The organism is Streptomyces sp. NPDC002935 (assembly GCF_040611295.1).
Taxonomy (GTDB): Bacteria; Actinomycetota; Actinomycetes; order Streptomycetales; family Streptomycetaceae; genus Streptomyces.
In genome coordinates, this window is record NZ_JBEXNW010000004.1 from 214900 (window position 1) to 232333 (window position 17434).

The 17434-nt window shown below is 72.9% G+C and carries 14 protein-coding genes, 1 tRNA gene and 2 pseudogenes; 11 read left to right on the plus strand and 6 right to left on the minus strand.

Annotation, left to right across the window (positions count from 1 at the left end):
* Nucleotides 1-9 precede the first annotated feature (9 nt).
* Complete coding sequence (locus ABZX90_RS06820; RefSeq protein WP_351122392.1) at nucleotides 10-606, minus strand: histidine phosphatase family protein; 597 nt, start codon at nucleotides 604-606, stop codon at nucleotides 10-12.
* Between the two features lie 249 nt (nucleotides 607-855).
* Here ABZX90_RS06820 and ABZX90_RS06825 point away from each other — a divergent pair, with 249 nt between their 5' ends.
* The 7 genes from ABZX90_RS06825 (at nucleotide 856) to ABZX90_RS06855 (ending at nucleotide 7512) form a co-directional block, all read left to right on the plus strand.
* On the plus strand, nucleotides 856-1857 hold the full coding sequence (locus tag ABZX90_RS06825) for a phosphatase PAP2 family protein (protein ID WP_351122394.1): 1002 nt from the start codon (nucleotides 856-858) through the stop codon (nucleotides 1855-1857).
* Nucleotides 1808-3004: a hypothetical protein gene (locus tag ABZX90_RS06830; RefSeq protein ID WP_355202045.1), complete on the plus strand. Its 1197-nt coding sequence runs from the start codon at nucleotides 1808-1810 to the stop codon at nucleotides 3002-3004. The genes ABZX90_RS06825 and ABZX90_RS06830 overlap by 50 nt, the downstream gene beginning before the upstream one ends.
* Nucleotides 2995-4590, plus strand: coding sequence for a hypothetical protein (locus tag ABZX90_RS06835; RefSeq protein WP_355202048.1), 1596 nt, complete (start codon nucleotides 2995-2997; stop codon nucleotides 4588-4590). Before ABZX90_RS06830 ends, ABZX90_RS06835 begins: the two co-directional genes overlap by 10 nt.
* Entirely contained in the window at nucleotides 4587-5921 is a 1335-nt protein-coding gene (locus ABZX90_RS06840; RefSeq protein ID WP_355202051.1) for an AAA family ATPase, read from the plus strand. The genes ABZX90_RS06835 and ABZX90_RS06840 overlap by 4 nt, the downstream gene beginning before the upstream one ends.
* A 145-nt stretch (nucleotides 5922-6066) precedes the next feature.
* Nucleotides 6067-6444 carry a hypothetical protein gene (locus ABZX90_RS06845; RefSeq protein ID WP_351122406.1) on the plus strand — a complete coding sequence of 126 codons (378 nt, stop codon included), beginning with the start codon at nucleotides 6067-6069 and terminating at the stop codon, nucleotides 6442-6444.
* A 302-nt stretch (nucleotides 6445-6746) separates the two neighbouring features.
* Nucleotides 6747-7448: a bifunctional DNA primase/polymerase gene (locus ABZX90_RS06850; RefSeq protein ID WP_355202054.1), complete on the plus strand. Its 702-nt coding sequence runs from the start codon at nucleotides 6747-6749 to the stop codon at nucleotides 7446-7448.
* Nucleotides 7439-7512 (plus strand) — tRNA-Lys (locus ABZX90_RS06855). Before ABZX90_RS06850 ends, ABZX90_RS06855 begins: the two co-directional genes overlap by 10 nt.
* A gap of 116 nt (nucleotides 7513-7628) precedes the next feature.
* Here ABZX90_RS06855 and ABZX90_RS06860 read toward each other — a convergent pair.
* Nucleotides 7629-9227, minus strand: coding sequence for a M6 family metalloprotease domain-containing protein (locus ABZX90_RS06860; protein WP_355202057.1), 1599 nt, complete (start codon nucleotides 9225-9227; stop codon nucleotides 7629-7631).
* A gap of 324 nt (nucleotides 9228-9551) precedes the next feature.
* Here ABZX90_RS06860 and ABZX90_RS06865 point away from each other — a divergent pair, with 324 nt between their 5' ends.
* Complete coding sequence (locus tag ABZX90_RS06865; RefSeq protein WP_355202059.1) at nucleotides 9552-11480, plus strand: EAL domain-containing protein; 1929 nt, start codon at nucleotides 9552-9554, stop codon at nucleotides 11478-11480.
* Nucleotides 11481-11492: 12 nt separating this feature from the next.
* Here ABZX90_RS06865 and ABZX90_RS06870 read toward each other — a convergent pair whose 3' ends face one another.
* From ABZX90_RS06870 to ABZX90_RS06880, 3 genes are all read right to left on the minus strand, one after another.
* Nucleotides 11493-12608 carry an LLM class flavin-dependent oxidoreductase gene (locus ABZX90_RS06870; protein WP_351122414.1) on the minus strand — a complete coding sequence of 372 codons (1116 nt, stop codon included), beginning with the start codon at nucleotides 12606-12608 and terminating at the stop codon, nucleotides 11493-11495.
* A gap of 240 nt (nucleotides 12609-12848) precedes the next feature.
* Nucleotides 12849-13580 carry a decarboxylase gene (locus ABZX90_RS06875; RefSeq protein ID WP_355202062.1) on the minus strand — a complete coding sequence of 244 codons (732 nt, stop codon included), beginning with the start codon at nucleotides 13578-13580 and terminating at the stop codon, nucleotides 12849-12851.
* Nucleotides 13577-14347, minus strand: a complete 771-nt coding sequence (locus ABZX90_RS06880) for a decarboxylase (RefSeq protein WP_355202065.1) — start codon at nucleotides 14345-14347, stop codon at nucleotides 13577-13579. The genes ABZX90_RS06875 and ABZX90_RS06880 overlap by 4 nt, the downstream gene beginning before the upstream one ends.
* A gap of 215 nt (nucleotides 14348-14562) precedes the next feature.
* On the opposite strand from ABZX90_RS06880, the gene ABZX90_RS06885 reads away from it, so the two are divergent.
* Both ABZX90_RS06885 and ABZX90_RS06890 read left to right on the plus strand, forming a co-directional pair.
* Nucleotides 14563-15534, plus strand: a complete 972-nt coding sequence (locus ABZX90_RS06885; protein WP_351122422.1) for a D-2-hydroxyacid dehydrogenase — start codon at nucleotides 14563-14565, stop codon at nucleotides 15532-15534.
* Nucleotides 15535-15553: 19 nt separating this feature from the next.
* The gene (locus ABZX90_RS06890; RefSeq protein WP_355202068.1) at nucleotides 15554-16960 is read left to right on the plus strand and encodes an amidase; all 1407 of its coding nucleotides are present in this window, start codon (nucleotides 15554-15556) and stop codon (nucleotides 16958-16960) included.
* A 24-nt stretch (nucleotides 16961-16984) separates the two neighbouring features.
* Here the strand turns inward: ABZX90_RS06890 and ABZX90_RS06895 are convergent.
* A pseudogene (locus ABZX90_RS06895) lies at nucleotides 16985-17143 on the minus strand (DUF3830 family protein); the annotation flags it as partial.
* Between ABZX90_RS06895 and ABZX90_RS06900 the strand changes: the two are divergent.
* A pseudogene (locus ABZX90_RS06900) lies at nucleotides 17142-17276 on the plus strand (L-cystine ABC transporter ATP-binding protein YecC); the annotation flags it as partial. The pseudogenes ABZX90_RS06895 and ABZX90_RS06900 sit on opposite strands and share 2 nt — an antisense overlap.
* Nucleotides 17277-17434 lie beyond the last annotated feature (158 nt).

Sequence of the window (17434 nt, forward strand, 5' to 3'; positions counted from 1 at the left end):
GGGCGCCGGTCAGGCGCTCAGGTGTCCGCAGTCGTTCCACACCTCGATCGCGGGCTCCCCGTAGGCCCAGCCGAGCACCGACAGAGAGGTCGGATTGAGGCGGATGCGGGCCGCGAAGTCCAGGGGAAGGCCCAGCCAGCGGGCGCCTATGGAACGCAGGATGTGCCCGTGGGCGAAGATCAGGAGATCGCGGTCCTCGGAGCGGGCCCGGGAGACGACCTCGTCCGCGCGCGCGGTGACCTGCTCCAGGGTCTCCCCCTCGGGGACACCGTCACGCCAGATGAACCAGCCGGGGCGGATCCCCTGGATCTCCGCCGGTGTCATGCCCTCGTAGGCGCCGTAGTCCCACTCCATGAGCGTGTCCCAGGTGGTCGCGCGCTCCCCGAAACCGGCGAGTTCGCACGTCTCGCGCGCACGCGCGAGCGGGCTGGTGAGCACCTCGACTCCGGAGAGCAAGTCGAAGGGCGCCCGGTGGAGCCGCTCGCCCAGCAGCTTGGCACCGCGCCGCCCCTCTTCCAGGAGCGGGATGTCGGTCCTGCCGGTGTGCTTTCCGGACAGCGACCATTCCGTCTGTCCGTGCCGGGCCAGCAGGATGCGCGGTGCCATGAAGAGGAGCCTTTCCGGAACGGGCGCCACGAGTGAGGGCTGGGTTCACCCGATGACGACTGAGGAGTCGGTCACTCCATCATCGCTCACCGCCGCTCCGGGCAACCCGGGGGGCGATCTCCGCGTCTTTGAGGACCGGGGCGCCCCTTCGGGGCATTCACGTACACCGTAAAATCCGGGTGGCCACGGACCGTCGTCAGCAGACTGCGGACTGTCGGGCACCACGAGCAGATGGGGGAGGGCGATCGGATGCCGCAGACCGATGCACCGCGTACCGAAGCGGCACCACGCGCCCGGTCGGGCCGGTGGACCGAACCGCTCACGTCCGCGGCGGCGCGGGTCCGGCTCCGCTGGTGGACCGAACTCCCGCTGATCCTGCTCGTGTACGCGTCGTACTCGGCGGGCCGGCTGCTCGCCCGGGGCGACACCGCGAGCGCCGTCGGCCACGGCCTCGAGATCCTGCGCATCGAGAAGCTCCTCCACCTCAACGCCGAACACCCGCTGAACCGGTGGTTCACGCGTGAGGCCTGGCTGGGTGTGCCCGCCGACTTCTGGTACGCGTCGCTGCACTACCTGGTGACGCCCGCGATCCTGATCTGGCTCTTCCGCTCCCGCACCGTGCGCTACCGCGCGGCCCGCACCTGGCTGATGACCTCCACGTTCATCGGTCTGATCGGCTTCACCCTGCTGCCGACCTGCCCGCCCCGGCTGCTGTCGCCCGGCCACGGCTTCGTCGACACGATGGCCCAGTACAGCGACTACGGCTGGTGGGGCGGCGAGGCGAGCGCGCCGCGCGGTCTGGGCGGGATGACGAACCAGTACGCGGCGATGCCGAGCCTGCACGTGGGCTGGGCGCTGTGGTGCGGAGTGATGCTGTGGCGCCACGGCCGCACACCCGCGGCGAAGGTCGCCGGCGTCGTGTATCCGCTGTTCACCACGATCGTCGTGATGGGCACGGCCAACCACTACTTCCTGGACGCCGTCGCGGGCGCCGCGGTGATGGGGGCCGGCCTGCTGCTGACCCCGTTCGTGACGCGGACGGCGAACCGGCTGCGGACGCTGCCGGCGGCCCGTGTCCCGTGGGTCGCGGGTGCCGCACGGGGCGAGGGTTCCACAATTGTCAGTGCGGGGTGCCAGACTTCCCCGGGTGAACGAATTCCCCGACAGCGCGAGTCCCGAACCGGGCCGGGAGCCGAGCCGGGTGCCTCCCCCACGGACGCGGGGGACGGCGCTGCGGCAGCAGCTCGCTGAGCTGCGCGGTCCGGACGTAGCACCGAAGGCGCTCGACGCGCGGGCCCTCGCGGCGCTCGCCGCCAACCCCGGATGCGACCGCCGCGCCCTGCTGGACGGCGCGGGCGTCGACAAGGCCAAGCTGGCGAGTGCGCTCGGCGCCCCGTCCGCGTTCGGGATGTCGCAGTTCGCCTTCATGCGCGGCAACGCGTTCGAGGCGCGGGTCAAGGCCGACGGCGGTGCCGAGTTGCTGCGGCTGGTGCACGAGAAGCTGGACCCCGACGCCGAGCCGCCCGGCTCCGGTGCGGTGCCCGACCTGAGCGCGATCGGCCCCGAGGGACGCGCTGCGCGTACGGCGCTGGCGCTGCGCGAGGCCACCGGGGCCGGCACCTGGACGCTGCTCGACCACCCCATGCTCGCCCTCGACGTCGCGGGCTCCGCCGCCTTCCTGGAGCCGGACGCCGTGGTCGTGCACCCCGACGGCGGCTGGACGGTCGTCGAGATCAAGTCGTTCCCGATGCTGGACGGTTCGGCCGACCCGGCCAAGGTGGGCGCCGCCGCCCGGCAGTCCGCGGTGTACGTCCTCGCCCTGGAGGAGGTCGCCGCCCGCCTCGACCCCGCCCCCGAGGTCCGCCACCGCGTCCTGCTGGTCTGCCCCAAGGACTTCTCCAACCTCCCGGCCGCCTCGGCCGTCGACGTCCGCAAGCAGCGCGCGGTCACCCGCCGCCAGCTCGCCCGCCTCACCCGCGTGGAGGACATCGCGGCCGCCCTCCCCGAGGGCAGCTGCTTCTTCCCCGGCCTGCCGGCCGAGGAGCTGATCACGGCCGTCGAGGCGGTCCCCGCGACCTACGCCCCCGAGTGCCTGTCCGCCTGCGAGCTGGCCTTCCACTGCCGTGCCCGCTCGCGCGAGAAGGGCGCGGTGACGTCCCTGGGCCGCTCGCTGCGCGCGGAGCTGGGCGGTCTGACGACCGTCACCGACGTCCTGGCGGCGGCGCACGGGGAGGCGGGCGACCCCGAGGACCCGGCCGTCGCGGCCCTCAGGAGAGCGGCGCGGCTGCGGGCGGAGGCCCTGACCGGTGCCACGTCACGGGCCCACGCCCGAGCCGTGGTGGCCCCCGTGCCGCTGACCGGCGCCTCGGAAGGCCAGGGGGCGACCGCATGTCGCTGATCGCCACCCTCGCCCGGCTGGAAGCCGTCGAGAGCGGCCGGGCGCAGCCCGCCGCCACCGTGCGCCACCGCCATCTCGTCGAACGGCCTCTGGTGTTCGTGCCGCTCACCACCGCCGGCGAGGCGGGAGCCCCGCTGGGCGCGCTCGTCGGCACGGACCGGGACGCGCCCCGGCTGCTGGTCGTGCCGCAGCCCCGCGACCGCGACCTGCGTTTCGCGTTCCTCGCCGAGCTGGCGGACGTCGTCCTGCCGTACATCGACACGTACGCGGACGTGGTCGAGGCGGCCGAGCGCAGCGAGACCGACCCGGAGACCGGCAAGCGCGTCAAGGTCGAGGTCGAGCTGTGCGCGGACGCGCCGCAGCTGATCGTGCCGGGCCGCGCGGGCATCGAGTTCATCCGCCTTCTCGGGCGCTCCACGCGTTTTCGCCGGACCGCCGAGCAGGATCCCGAGGCACCGCATCCGGCACCGCCCCGGGTGCCGTTGTTCGGGCGCTGGCTGACCCACTTCGGGGAGCGCGCCCGGGTGCCCGGCTCCGCCCTGCTCCTCGCGCTCACCGACGTCCTGTCCCGGCACTGGGCCACCGGACAGAGCAGCCTGGAGGACCAGCACCTCGGCGCGCTGCTCGCCTGGATCGATCCGCCGGACGGCGAGCCGGGGGCCGAGGCCGCGGTGCGGGCCGAGCTCCAGCGGGACGGGCGCGGCCAGCTCGTCTGCCCGCCCGCCGGACCCGCCACCGACCCCGCCTTCGACAACCAGCTGCTGGCCCCCGCCATCGAGCGATACGACCGCGCGCGCACCGCGCTGGCCGCCGCCGAGGACGGCATCGAGGCCGACGACCGGCTCGGTGAACTCACCGCCGCCGAGCGGGACATCCGCGAACTCGTCGAGCGCGTCACCCGGCCCACCTGGGACGCGGTCTGGCGGGGGCTCGACCTGTTGCGCACGCTGCCGGAAGGGGCGCACGCCGCCGACCGGTGGACCCGCGACCGCTGGTCGTTCACCGGACACCGCGACCGGGTCGTGGCGGGCGAGCCGCCGCAGCCGCGCCGCGACGACGCGGTCACCGCCGCGAACAAACTGGCCACGCGCGAGCGCGAACAGTCCCGTCTGGAAGCACAGGAGGCCCTCGACGACCCGCTGGTCATGGCGGGCCGGCGGCTCGCCGGAGAGGCGTTCGCCGGAGAGGTCACCGACGTCGTGATGGCGTACAGCGAGGGCAAGCGTCCGAGCCCCCGCCCGCTGGTGACCGTCCGCACCGACGACCGTCCGCACCTGGGGGAACGGGCCAGGGTGTACCGGTCGTTGGGCGGGAAGCCGCAAGCCGCGGAGTTCGTGGAGCTCGACGACGAGGGCGCCTCCGTGGTGCTGCGGATCGTCGACAAGATGGGGCGCGGCAAGGAACCCGAGACCGGGTCCCTGCCGGAGAAGGGCGACCTCGTCTGCTTCACCCTCTTCGAGCACGAGCAGCGCGGCGGCGCCAAGCTGCCCGACCCGGAGGAGACGCCGTGGACGCACGGAGGGCCGCCGGGTGAGCCCGACGCCCTGCCGCTGCCGGACCCGGTGACCGAGGAGGACGTCCTTTGACCGCCGTGTTCGACCCGGGTGCCGAGGCCGCCCGCGCCACCGACGCGATCCTGCGCGACACCCTGCACGGCACCGACCGCGGTGTCGTGGTCGACTCTCCGCCCGGCGCGGGCAAGTCGACCCTCGTCGTCCGGGCGGCACTCGAACTGGCCGCCGCGGGGCGCCCGTTGATGGTCATCGCGCAGACCAACGCCCAGGTCGACGACCTGGTGCTGCGGCTCGCCGAGAAGGCCCCGGAGCTGCCGGTGGGGCGGCTGCACAGCAGCGACTCCGACCCGTACGACAAGGCGCTCGACGGCCTGGACCAGGTGCGCAAGTCGACGAAGGCGGCCGACCTGGCGGGCCTGGACGTCGTCATCTCCACCGCCGCGAAGTGGGCCCACGTCAAGGGTGTCGAGCCCTGGCGGCACGCGATCGTCGACGAGGCGTACCAGATGCGCTCGGACGCGCTGCTCGCCGTGGCCGGGCTTTTCGAGCGGGCGCTGTTCGTGGGCGACCCCGGGCAATTGGACCCGTTCGCGATCGTCGGTTCGGAGCAGTGGGCGGGACTGTCCTACGACCCGTCGGCGTCCGCGGTGACCACGCTGCTCGCGCACAATCCGCGACTGCCGCAGCACCGGCTGCCGGTGTCCTGGCGGCTGCCCGCGTCGGCGGCGCCCCTGGTCTCGCACGCCTTCTACCCGTACACGCCGTTCCGCAGCGGCACCGGTCACGGCGACCGGCGGCTGAACTTCGGTGTCCCGTCGGACGGTTCGGGGACCGACCGGGTCATCGACGAGGCGGCCGAGTCGGGCTGGGGCCTGCTGGAGCTGCCCGCCCGGCACACACCGCGTACGGACCCGGAGGCGGTGCACGCGGTGGCCGAGGTCGTACGGCGGCTGCTCGACCGGGGTGGTGCGGCCACGTCGGAGCGGTCGGAGGATCCGGTGCCGCTGACGGCCGACCGGATCGCCGTCGGCACGGCGCACCGGGACCAGGCCGCGGCCGTACGGGCCGCGCTGGCCGGCCTCGGGGTCGCGGACGTCACCGTCGACACGGCGAACCGGCTCCAGGGGCGGGAGTTCGACGTCACGGTCGTCCTGCATCCGCTGTCGGGGCGGCCCGACGCGACGGCGTTCCATCTGGAGACCGGGCGCCTGTGCGTGCTCGCCTCCCGGCACCGGCACGCGTGCATCGTGGTCTGCCGGGAAGGGGTCGCCGAACTGCTGGACGACCATCCGTCGACCGAGCCCGTACAGCTCGGAGTCACCGTGAAATTCCCGGACGGTTGGGAGGCCAATCATTCGGTGTTGTCCCATCTGGCGGAGCATCGGGTGGCGTGGCGGTCCTGAGCCCCGTGCGCCGGGCGCACCCGGCGCACGGAGTCCCGGCCCAGGGGGCGCATTCGACCCTCCGGGCCCACTTGCGCGACCGGGGGACAATGGACGGTGGCCCTTTACCGAGAGGGGCCCCTGAACCGTACGAGGAGGAGAAGACATGGCGGAGCCCACGCCGCGTCGGAACGAACCGCGGCTACGCCCCGCGCCCCTGCTCTTCGAGCCCGCGGAAGCCGCCGGGGATCCGGAGCACTTCTTCGACCTGGAGTCGATCGACGATCCGCGTGCCCTGCTGGACCGGGCCACGGAGCTGACGCACGCGTTCCGCGCCGCCGCGGACCGGGCGGTCGAGTTCCAGGCCATCGCCGCCGCGCAGCTCGCCGATCCGCGCCGCTTCGACCGGCTGACCGCCGCCTCGATCGCCGAACGCGCCGAGTGGACCGAGGACTACGCGAAGAAGATGGTCGAGTTCGGCCAGGACCTGCTCCGGGGCACGGAGGGCAACGGACACGGTCACGGCGTGACCGACCCGATCTGAGCCACGCGCGACCGGGACCGGGGCTGGGAGTGGGGACGGGGCTGCGGACGGCTCCGACCCTCGCGCTCGGCACTGAGGAGCAGCCCCGACCCCCTCGCGCTCGGGACTGCGGGGGCCGATCGGGGGACCTCGGGGCCCGCTCGGCGACCGGCGGCGGAAAGGCTCACCCCCGCCGGTCCACACCCCCTGCGCACCCCCTTGGCATATGCCAGCCGGGCAAGATACTCCACCTCACCCACTCCTGTCCCGATTTCCGGCAACCCTCCGGGACGGACCGCTCACCCCCGGTAGATGTATGCGGCATGAGCAGCACACGGAACCCGGCAAGCAGCACCCCCCACAGCCCCGGAGCGCCGTTGCCCGAGCGGCTGGACCTCTCGGGCGTCACGTCCGAGGGAGCCGCCTGGCTCGCCTCGGCGGGGACATATCCGCGGAGCACGCTCGCCCTCTGGCGCGAACGGCCGAGCGCCCCGGTCGTCCTGCCCTGCGGCAGCACCTTCGACATCGTCAGCGCGCCGGCGCTCTTCGGGCGGCGGATGCTCGACCGGCTCTGGGAGGACGGACCGGGCTCGGGCCCGGTGGCGGTGCACCGCGGGCGGATGCTGCTGTTCGCCGCGCCCGGCACCGCCCAGCGCCTCCCGTCGCTGATGCGGTGGGAGGAGTGGGGCTCGGACGCCTCCGCGGGACGTGAGTACGGGGGACAGGGCGGGCATGTGGGGCGGTGCCGGGAGGTGCCGCCGCTGCTCTGCCACGGCACGGGGGACGCGGTCACCGTGCCCGCGCCGAGCACGGGCGCCGAGGGCGGCGGGCCGGACACCGCGCGGCCCGATTCCCGCTGGCTGGTCGCCCCCGACACGCGGCAGCCCTGGCTCCCCGGCCCCGAGATCCTGCTCTGGGCCGCCGTACGGGCGGCCCGTGCGGCGGCGTCGGCGGCGGTGCGGATATCGATTTTTCCTCCCGCCGATCAGGATGCTAAGGTCTACGACGTCAGCAGGCGCCGCTAGCTCAGTTGGTTAGAGCAGCTGACTCTTAATCAGCGGGTCCGGGGTTCGAGTCCCTGGCGGCGCACGCCAACGAGAGCGGGATGATTCGCGGAAACGCGAGCATCCCGCTCTCGTCGTTTCCGTACACTTCTGCCCACCGCCCGCGCCCGCGCCCACCGCAGCGAACAGCGCCACGAGGGTTCAGCCTGTCGTGATCTTCACCGTCCAGGCCCCCGAAGCCGTCCGGTCCTCCGCCTCGACGCGGACCTTCGCGCCCGGGACCGTGAAGCTCTCACCGAGGCCCACCGGCGCGTCCGCGAGAGGCGGGTACACCGACTCCTCCCAGCAGGACTCGGAGTCGGGGTGGGCGTCGAGGACCTGGATGGGGCCGCTGCCCGACTCGGTCTCGCTGCGGACCCGGTAGACCAGGATGCCCTGCGCGCACGTCGAGTCGTCGTTGCCCGCCGAGCCGCGGGCCTCGAAGGCGAGCGCGCTGTCGGGGCCCGTCGGGACCACCGCCAGCTTGGTGCCGCGGCCGGAGCCGAAGATCTGCGAGCCGGGGAGGGCCGCCACGCCCACCGCGGACGAGGAGGCGCCCGGCACACCCGAGCCGTCCGAGGCCGCCCCCTTCCCGCGCGAGGAGGGATCCGGGCCGTACGGGGAAGCATCCGGGCCGTACGGGGAGGGATCCGACCAGCGCGAGGACGCGCCGGGACCGCGCGAGGCCGCCCTCGGCCCACTCGGTGCGGCCTGGGCAGCCTGGGCGGCCGGGGTGGAAGCCAGAACCCCGGCGCCGACCGCCCGGCCGGCGCTCGCGCCCGCCGCGCCCGTCGCGGAGCCGACCGGTCCGGATCCCAGCGGCTCCAGCGTGAGGCGGGTGCTGCCGGTGCCCTGTACACACGCCACCTGGTGCGGTTCCAGCCAGCCCAGCCGCCACTTGTGCCACCCGAAGAGGTCGGGGGCGAGACCGAACTGGCTGCCCATGAGGTCCCAGTCGCCCACATAGGTGTCCCAGTCGCCCTTGCCGTCCGAGGGGCGGTGGTAGAGGTCGGGCAGATCGAAGACATGGCCGGTCTCGTGCGCGAGGACGAGGCGGTCCGGCGGGTGCTTCTCGAAGACCGTGACGACGCGGCGGATGTCCTTGCCGTCCGCGCGCAGGGGTGTGTCCAGGTTGACGACCTTCGTGGCGTCGGAGTCGACGCCCGGTGCGTCCGGGTCGGCCACGAAGTAGACGACGTCGTAGCGCGAGAAGTCGACCTGTGGATCGGCGACGGCGAGGGCGTCGCGCAGATAGGCGGCACGGTCGGAGGCGTTCCAGTCGCGCTGTATGGCGTACGAGGTGGAGGCGTGCGGCATCTGGATCCAGGCGCGCCGGGGATGGGGGCGGACCGTGAACCTGCCGTACGAGGCACGCTCGAAGAATCGGCTGGTGGCCGGGAAGTAGTCGCCGGTCAGCTCGGCGGGCGTGGTGCGCGGGGTGGAGTCCGGGAAGGACAGGAAGACCATCACCGCGTCGAGGGGACGAGTGGGGCGCACATAGGCGGAGTTCCAGGTGTCGACGCCCTCCGAGTGATGCGCGGCCGTCCGCGTCAGGGCACAGGGGGACGCGAGGGACTCGGCGAGCGCGGGGCCCGGCACCAGGGAGGTCGCGGCGAGCGCGGTCATCGAGGTGAACACGGCCGCGGTGCTGCGCCAGCGCGGCGCCCCGTCACGGGCGAGGCCGCGCAGGACCTCACGGGTGAGAACCCTCAGGGGGAGCGGACGCGGCACGTCGACCTCCGGATGCGGATTTCGGGACACCGCACCCAGCCTGATTCAATTTGTATTACTTCGCCCTGTTTGTCTGCCCCGGAAGAGTGAGAGGGCAGACGCGCCGACACCCCCGGACCTTCACGGAACGTCACATGCGGTCGGCGGGGGAGGGAACCCGTCCAGATACAGGCAGAAACGATCTGTCAGAACGGGTGGTTGTTCCGGGACACTGGACAGTGGCTGCACCATCCGGAGGTCAGCCTCTATGATCGGCACACTTTCCTGCACGGACACGGCTTGTGCGGCCGCCCATCACCGGCCGACCACCCCGAGAGACCCATACGAAGAACGAGTGCACTGCGGGAGCGAGCGGTGAGCGGAACGTCCGAAGGGCCGGCGCCCGCGGGAGACCTCGTCCGGCCGACCGTCACAGAGCGTCACGTCGACACATCTCCTCGTACGTCCGCGGGGTCATCTCCCGGCCCACCCGTCCCTTCCGCACCGCACGTAACGGCGGGACCGTCTCCCGGGACGCTCGCGCCGACGGCGGTTCCCGACGGAACGTCACCTCGGACCTTCCACGCGGCCTTCGCCACCGCTCCCCTCGCGATGGCCGTCGTGGACCGCGAGGGTCTCGTCGTCACCGCCAACGAGTCACTGGGCACGCTGCTCGGCGCCGAGGCGCGGACGTTCGCCGGGCGGCTCGCCGCCGACCTGGTGGGCCTGGCGACCGACGCCCGCACCTGGCACGCGTACCGCGAGGTGCTGGGCGGCCGGCAGGCCCGGCTGCGCTGCACCCGTCGGCTCAAGCACCCCGACGGCCACGCGATCTGGGTGCAGGTCACGGTCGCGCCACTGCCCCCGCAGGAGCGGGCGGTCCTGATCTCGGTCGCCGACATCGGTGCCCGGCGCGAACTCCAGGCGCGGCTGCGCCACTTGCAGATGCACGACGCGGTGACCCGGCTGCCCAACCGCACCCTGTTCTTCGAGCGCCTGTCGGCGGCTCTGGAGGCGGAGGCGTACGAGGAGGGCGGCACCGGCCGGATCGGGCTCTGCTATCTGGACCTGGACGGGTTCAAGGCGGTCAACGACACCCTCGGCCACCGGGTCGGGGACCGGCTGCTCGCGGCCGTCGCGGAACGTCTGACGCGCTGCGCGGACGAGGCCGGCCTCACCAGGGCGGCCACTCCCCTGGTGGCGCGGCTGGGCGGCGACGAGTTCGCGCTGCTCGTCGAGGACTCCACGGGCACCGACCAGTTGGCGGACCTCGCGGAGTCCGTGCTGAAGGCGCTCCAGGCGCCCTTCGACCTGTCGGGGCAGCGGCTGTCGCTGTCGGCGTCCATCGGGGTCGTCGAGCGGCGCGCCACCGGCACGACCGCGACCGGTCTGATGCAGGCCGCGGACACGACGCTGTACTGGGCGAAGGCGGACGGCAAGGGCCGCTGGACGCTCTTCGACCCGGAGCGCAACGCGCACCGCATGACCCGCCAGGCCCTGTCGTCCACGCTGCGCGCGGCCGTCGAGCGGGGTGAATTCGCCCTGGAATACCAGCCGTTGGTGGGCATGGAGGACGGTGGCGTGCACGGGGTCGAGGCGCTCGTCCGCTGGAACCACCCGCGGTTCGGGGTGCTCACGCCGAATCGGTTCATCGGACTGGCCGAGGAGGACGGTTCGATCGTCCAGCTCGGCCGCTGGGTACTGGCCACCTCCTGCCGCCAGGCCCGCCGCTGGCAGCTGGACCATCCGGACGCCCCGCCGATCTTCGTCAGCGTCAACGTCGCCGTGCGTCAGGTCTGGGACTCCGATCTGGTGGCGGACGTGGCGGAGATCCTGGCGGAGACCGGACTGGCCCCGCATCTGCTCCAGTTGGAGCTGACGGAGTCGGCGGTGATGGGCTCGGCGGGCCGGCCGCTCCAGGCGCTGCAGGCGCTCAGCGACATGGGCGTGCGCATCGCGATCGACGACTTCGGCACCGGCTACTCCAACCTCGCCTACCTGAGCAGGCTCCCGGTGTCCGTGCTGAAGCTGGACGGCTCCTTCGTCCGCGGCTTCCAGTACGAGAACGCCGACGGCACGTCCGCCCACCCCAACCCCGCCGACGAGGTCATCGTCGAGGCGCTCATCCAACTCGCCCACCGGCTCGGCCTGACCGTCACCGCCGAGTGCGTGGAGACCGCGTCGCAGGCGTCCCGGCTGCGCGGGATCGGCTGCGACACCGGCCAGGGCTGGCTTTACTCCCGGCCGGTGGCCCCGGACCGCATCTCCGCGCTGCTGATGTCGGCCGCCTGCCCGCAGACCTGAGCGCCCCGGCCCTCAGAGCCGAGTGTCCCGCTCCTTCGGCAACCCGTAGGCGTCCGCGATCAGTTCGTACGAGCGCAGGCGTACGTCACCGCTGTGCGCGTTGCCTGTGATCATCAACTCGTCGGCGCCGGTGCGCTTCTGGAGGTCGTCGAGGCCGGCGCGCACCTCGTCGGCGGTGCCGTGGATGACGTTGGAGTTCCAGGAGTCGATGAACTCCCGCTCCAGCGGGCTGAATTCATAGGCCTCCGCCTCCTCCGGGGTCGGCACGAGACCCGGGCGGCCGGTGCGCAGACGCACCATGTTCAGCGCGGCGGCCAGCACCTGGCGGCGGGCCTCCTTCTCGTCGTCCGTGGCGAGGGCGGAGACGCCGATGAGGGCGTACGGGGCGTCGAGGACCGCGCTCGGCCTGAACGACTCGCGGTAGAGGTCGAGCGCCGGGATCGTGTTCTGCGCCGAGAAGTGATGCGCGAAGGCGAACGGGAGACCGAGGGCTCCGGCGAGGCGGGCGCTGAAGCCGGAGGAGCCGAGCAGCCAGATCGGGGGCCGGTGCGGGGACTGGACCCCGCCCGGCGAGGTCGACTGGACGGGCCCGGGGACGGCGTGGATACGGGCGTAGGGGTGGCCGTCGGGGAAGTCGTCGTCCAGGAAGCGGGTGAGTTCCGCGAGCTGCTCGGGGAAGTCGTCGGCGCCCTCGTTGAGGCGCTCGGTGCGGCGCAGTGCCGCGGCCGTCGCGCCGTCCGTGCCGGGGGCCCTGCCGAGGCCCAGGTCGACGCGGCCCGGGGCCATCGCTTCGAGGGTGCCGAACTGCTCCGCGATGACCAGGGGGGCGTGGTTCGGGAGCATCACTCCGCCTGAGCCCAGTCGGATGCGGTCCGTGTGGGCGGCCAGGTGGGCGAGGATCACCGCGGGCGAGGAGCTGGCCACGCCGGGCATGGAGTGGTGTTCGGCCACCCAGTAGCGGTGGAAGCCGCGGGATTCCGCGAGGCGGGCGATCTTGACGCTGGTGCGCAGTGCGTCGGTCGCGGTGCGGCCCGCGCCCACGGTGACCAGGTCCAGTACGGACAGGGGCACGGGGGCGGTGCCCTGTGCCGTGCCTCGGATCTCGCCCGTCTCGGCCGTCTCGTTCACCGGGGTGCCTCCTGTTGCGTACGCGATGCTGTCTTCCGCGTACGAACAGGAGGGTGACTCCGGTTATTCCCCGGGCCCCATGGCGGGAGGCTTTCTCCCGGGGCTCGGGTCGAGTTGATTCGCCCCCTCCGCCCCTGCCCGTCCCTACCTGGGGCTCCGCCCCAGACCCCGATCCTCAAACCGGAGGGGCTGGATCTTCACGCCGGAGGGGCTGGATTTTCACGCCGGAGGGCTGGGTTCTCACACCTGGACGAGCGGTTCCCTCGTGAAAAGGGTGCCCAGGTCGGGGGCGTTCACGCGGCGGTCGGTGAGGCGTAGGGCCTCCCAGGCCGTGACCTGGTTCGCGGTGAGGACCGGTTTGGCGAGGGCCTTCTCCAGGGCCGGGAGGTGGGAGACGGTGTGCAGGGCCGTGTCGGGGAGGAGGATCGCGTCGGCGTCCGGGCGGTCCGCCTCGCGGGCCAGCGCGAGGGCCCGGTCGTAGTCCCAGCCGGCGACCTCGGCGGCGGTGACGACACCGCAGCCGCGCACCGCCACCACCTCCGTGCCGGTCTCCTTCAGGAACGCGGCGAAGAGCGCGGCCACGTCGTCGGGGTAGGTCGCCCCGATCGCGACCCGGTGCGCCCCGATCTCCCGCGCGGCGTGCGCGAAGGCGAAGGATGTCGAGGAGGCGGGCAGGCCGGCCGCCATGGCGAGGCCGCGGACCTGCTCGTGGGCGCCCTGCAGTCCGTGGACGAAGCTGCCGCTGGTGCACGCCCAGACCACGGCCTCCGCGCCGGACAGGCGCAGCTCCTCGACGCCCGCCGCGAGGCGCTGCGCCGAGCCCATCTCGAGGAGCGCGTCCACACCGTGGGCGTCCTCCCCGATGTCCGTGTGGACGACGGTCAGGCGGATGTCGCTGCCGAGCAGTTGCTCCATGCGCGGGTAGTCGTCCTCGGCCGCGTGGCCGGGGTAGAGGAATCCGAGTGCGGTCATGCCCAACCTTCCTGTTCTTCGGGAAGTACGGGTCCCCGGCGGGCGGCCTGATCAATCAGCCGCTGATAGGGACCCACCGCCCGGGTACCCAGTTGGCGCAGCGCCGCCCACATCGTCACCTGGTTGGCCGAGATCACCGGCATCCGCAGTTCGGCCTCCAGCTGGGGGATGACGTCGTACGTCGGAAGGTTGGTGCAGCTGATGAAGAGGGCGTCCGCCGCGCCGCGTGCCGCCCGGCGGGCCATGTCGGCCACATCGCGGTACGGAACCTTCCAAATGTGCCTGGTCGGGCCCATGAAGGCGCGCTCCGTGACGGTGATGCCGGTCTCCGCGAGGTACTCCTCCAGGGACTCGGTGACCGAGACCGTGTAGGGGGCGACCCGGCGGGCACCGAGTTCCTCCAGTGCGGCGAGGAGGGCGCCGGAGGTGGTGAGCGAGGGGAGCGCGCCCGCCCGTGTCATCGCCTCGCACATCGCCCGCTCCCCGGCGACTCCGCCGACGAAGCTGCCCGACGTGCACGCGTACGCGACGACCTCGGGCGCGACCGCGTTCAGGGCCCGGACCGCGTCGCCGAGCGTCTCGTGCTCGGAGACCAGGCGGGCCAGGTCCAGGCCGGCCTCGACGAGCACGAACGGGGTGCGGGTCAGATGCAGGGAGACGTCGTCCGGGACCCACCGCCACAGCTCACGGTCGAGGGCGAAGTCGAACGGGGCGACGACGCCGACCCCGCGCTGCGGATGCGGACCGCCGAGAAAGGAAACGTCCACGGCAGGCACCGGCCTCGGAGAGGGAAACAGGCGGGCAACGGACCGTATGCGAGCCCGTGTTGACGAAGGTAGGTTCGGGTGCGAGCGTGGTCAATCCGCGCATCTCAGACGGCTCGGCCCCCGTTCGCCCGCACGTCTCCCCGGTCATCCCGCCTCAGGTTCCCCCAGAAAAGCGGACTCGCATTGCGAAACGGTTTCTCCCGATGAACGCCCGTATGTCCCCTGGCGCGTCCCACCCGTCGACCCCGGTCACCCTGCTCGTCCTGGACGCCGACCCGCTCCCCCGTCTCGGCCGGCTCACCGGTCGCGTACGGATCGAGCACGCCGACGCGTCCACCCTCGCGGAGCGGCTGCCGGGCGCGGACGTGCTGCTCGTGTGGGACTTCACCTCGGACGCCGTGCGCCGCGCCTGGCCGGGCGAGGGGCCGCGGCCGCGCTGGGTGCACACCGCGAGCGCGGGTGTGGACCATCTGATGTGCGCCGAGCTCGCCGCCTCCGACACGGTGGTGACCAACGCGCGCGGGATCTTCGACCGGCCGATCGCCGAGTACGTCGCCGCTCTGGTGCTCGCCATGGCGAAGGACCTGCCGCGGACCTGGGACCTGCAGCGGCGCCACGAGTGGCGGCACCGCGAGTCGCAGCGGGTGGCCGGGACCCGGGCCTGTGTGGTGGGGTCCGGGCCGATCGGGCGGGCGATCGTCCGCACCCTCAAGGCGCTGGATGTCACGACGGCTCTGGTGGGGCGTGTCCCGCGTACCGGGATCCACGGCCCGAAGGAGCTGGACCGGCTGATGGCGCGGGCCGACTGGGTGGTGTCCGCGGCGCCGCTCACCGAGGAGACGCGCGGCATGTTCGACGCGCGGCGCTTCGGGATGATGCAGCCCTCGGCCCGCTTCATCAACGTGGGGCGCGGGCAGCTCGTGGTCGAGGAGGCGCTCGCCGAGGCGCTGTCGAAGCGGTGGATCGCGGGTGCGGCCCTCGATGTCTTCCAGGACGAACCGCTCGGCCGCGACAGCCCGTTGTGGGAGGTCCCGGGTCTGATCGTGTCGCCGCACATGAGCGGGGACACGGTCGGCTGGCGGGACGAACTGGGCGAGCAGTTCGTGGAGTTGTACGAGCGCTGGGCGGCGGGCAAGCCGCTGCCGAACGTGGTCGACAAGAAGCGCGGGTACGTGCCCGGACACTGAACTCCCGCAGGAGGGGCCTATGCCGGAACTCACCGAGCTGACGGCGGTACAACTCGTCGACGGGTACCGCAAGGGCGAATTCAGCCCCGAGGAGGCGACGCGCGCGACCCTGGAACGGGCCGGCCGCGTGCAGCCGGGCGTGAACGCGTTCGTCGGTCTCCTCGCGGACGAAGCCCTGGTCCGGGCACGGGAGTCGGCGGACCGCTGGCGCCGGGGCGAGCCCGCGGGCCTGCTGGACGGCGTGCCCGTCACGGTGAAGGACATCCTGCTGCTGCGCGGGCATCCGACGCTGCGCGGCTCCAGGACCACGAGTACGCGGGGCCGTTGGGACGAGGACGCGCCGTCCGTGGCCCGGCTGCGTGAACACGGGGCGGTGTTCCTCGGCAAGACGACCACGCCCGAGTTCGGCTGGAAGGGCGTCACGGACTCACCGCTGTCGGGGGTGACGCGCAATCCGTACGACGTCACGCGCACCGCGGGCGGCTCCAGCGGAGGCAGTGCGGCGGCCGTGGCGCTGGGCGCGGGCCCGCTGTCGCTCGGCACGGACGGCGGCGGCAGCGTCCGGATCCCGGCCGCCTTCTGCGGGATCTTCGGACTGAAGCCCACGTACGGCAGGGTCCCGCTGTATCCGGCCAGCGCCTTCGGGACGCTCGCGCATGTGGGCCCGATGACCCGGGACGCCGCCGACGCGGCGCTGATGCTGGACGTGATCGGCGCACCGGACGCCCGCGACTGGTCCGCGCTGGGGCCGGCCGGCGGCTCGTTCGTGGACGCCCTCGACGGCGGGGTGCGGGGTCTGAGGGTCGCCTACTCGCCCTCGCTCGGCGGGCAGGTCGCGGTCTCCCCGGCCGTCGCGGCGGCGGTACGGCGGGCGGTGGAGCACCTGGCGGGCCTCGGCGCGCATGTCACTGAGGCCGACCCCGACTTCGCCGATCCGGCGGACGCCTTCCACACCCTGTGGTTCAGCGGCGCGGCCCGGGTGACCCAGCGGCTCGGGCCCGGTCAGCGGGCCCTGCTCGATCCGGGGCTGCTGGAGATCTGCGGCCGGGGCGCCCGCTTCAGCGCGCTGGACTATCTCGCCGCGACGGACGTACGGATGGCGCTCGGCCGCCGGATGGGCCTCTTCCACACCTCGTACGACGTGCTGGTCACCCCCACCCTGCCGCTGACGGCCTTCGGGGCGGGTGTCGAGGTCCCGGCCCGGTCGGGTCTGCCCCGCTGGACGGGCTGGACCCCGTTCACGTACCCCTTCAATCTGACGCAGCAGCCCGCGGCGACGGTCCCGGTCGGCCGGGACGGCGACGGTCTGCCGGTGGGTCTGCAGATCGTCGCCGCCCGGCACCGGGACGACCTCGTCCTGCGGACGGCCCACGCGCTGTACGAGACGGGAGTCGCCGGGGTGGCACCCCCGTCGCCGCTGCGCTAGTCGTGCTCCGCGACTGCATCCAGGTCAGAGGCGCCGGAAGCTGAGCGTCTCCCCCGCGGCGCCGGAGCGCCACAGGTCGTTGCAGGCTTCGGCCATCGCGTCGAGGCCGTCCACCAGTTGGCCCCAGACGATGCCCGGGACCCAGCCCACGTCCCCGTTGAGGAGCAGGTTGTTGCGTTCGAATTTCGCCCAGGACATCTCGGACCAGGTCCTGATGTTCGATTCCGGCCATGTCATCGAGTCGGGTCCCCCGGAGTGGATCTTCAGCGATCCGGAGCACGAGCGGACCAGGGAATTCCTCAGCGCGGTCCTCTGAAGTCCGGGAGTGAACGCGGGGCGGACGGGGAGCACATCCGGGAAGGCGCGAGGTCCGACCCCTGGGGCATGCCCGATGCGCCATGCCTTTGGCATATGCCAGGGTGGTGCGTTCCTGCTGAGAGGCGTGGAGCGCACCACCAATCTCGTCAACACACG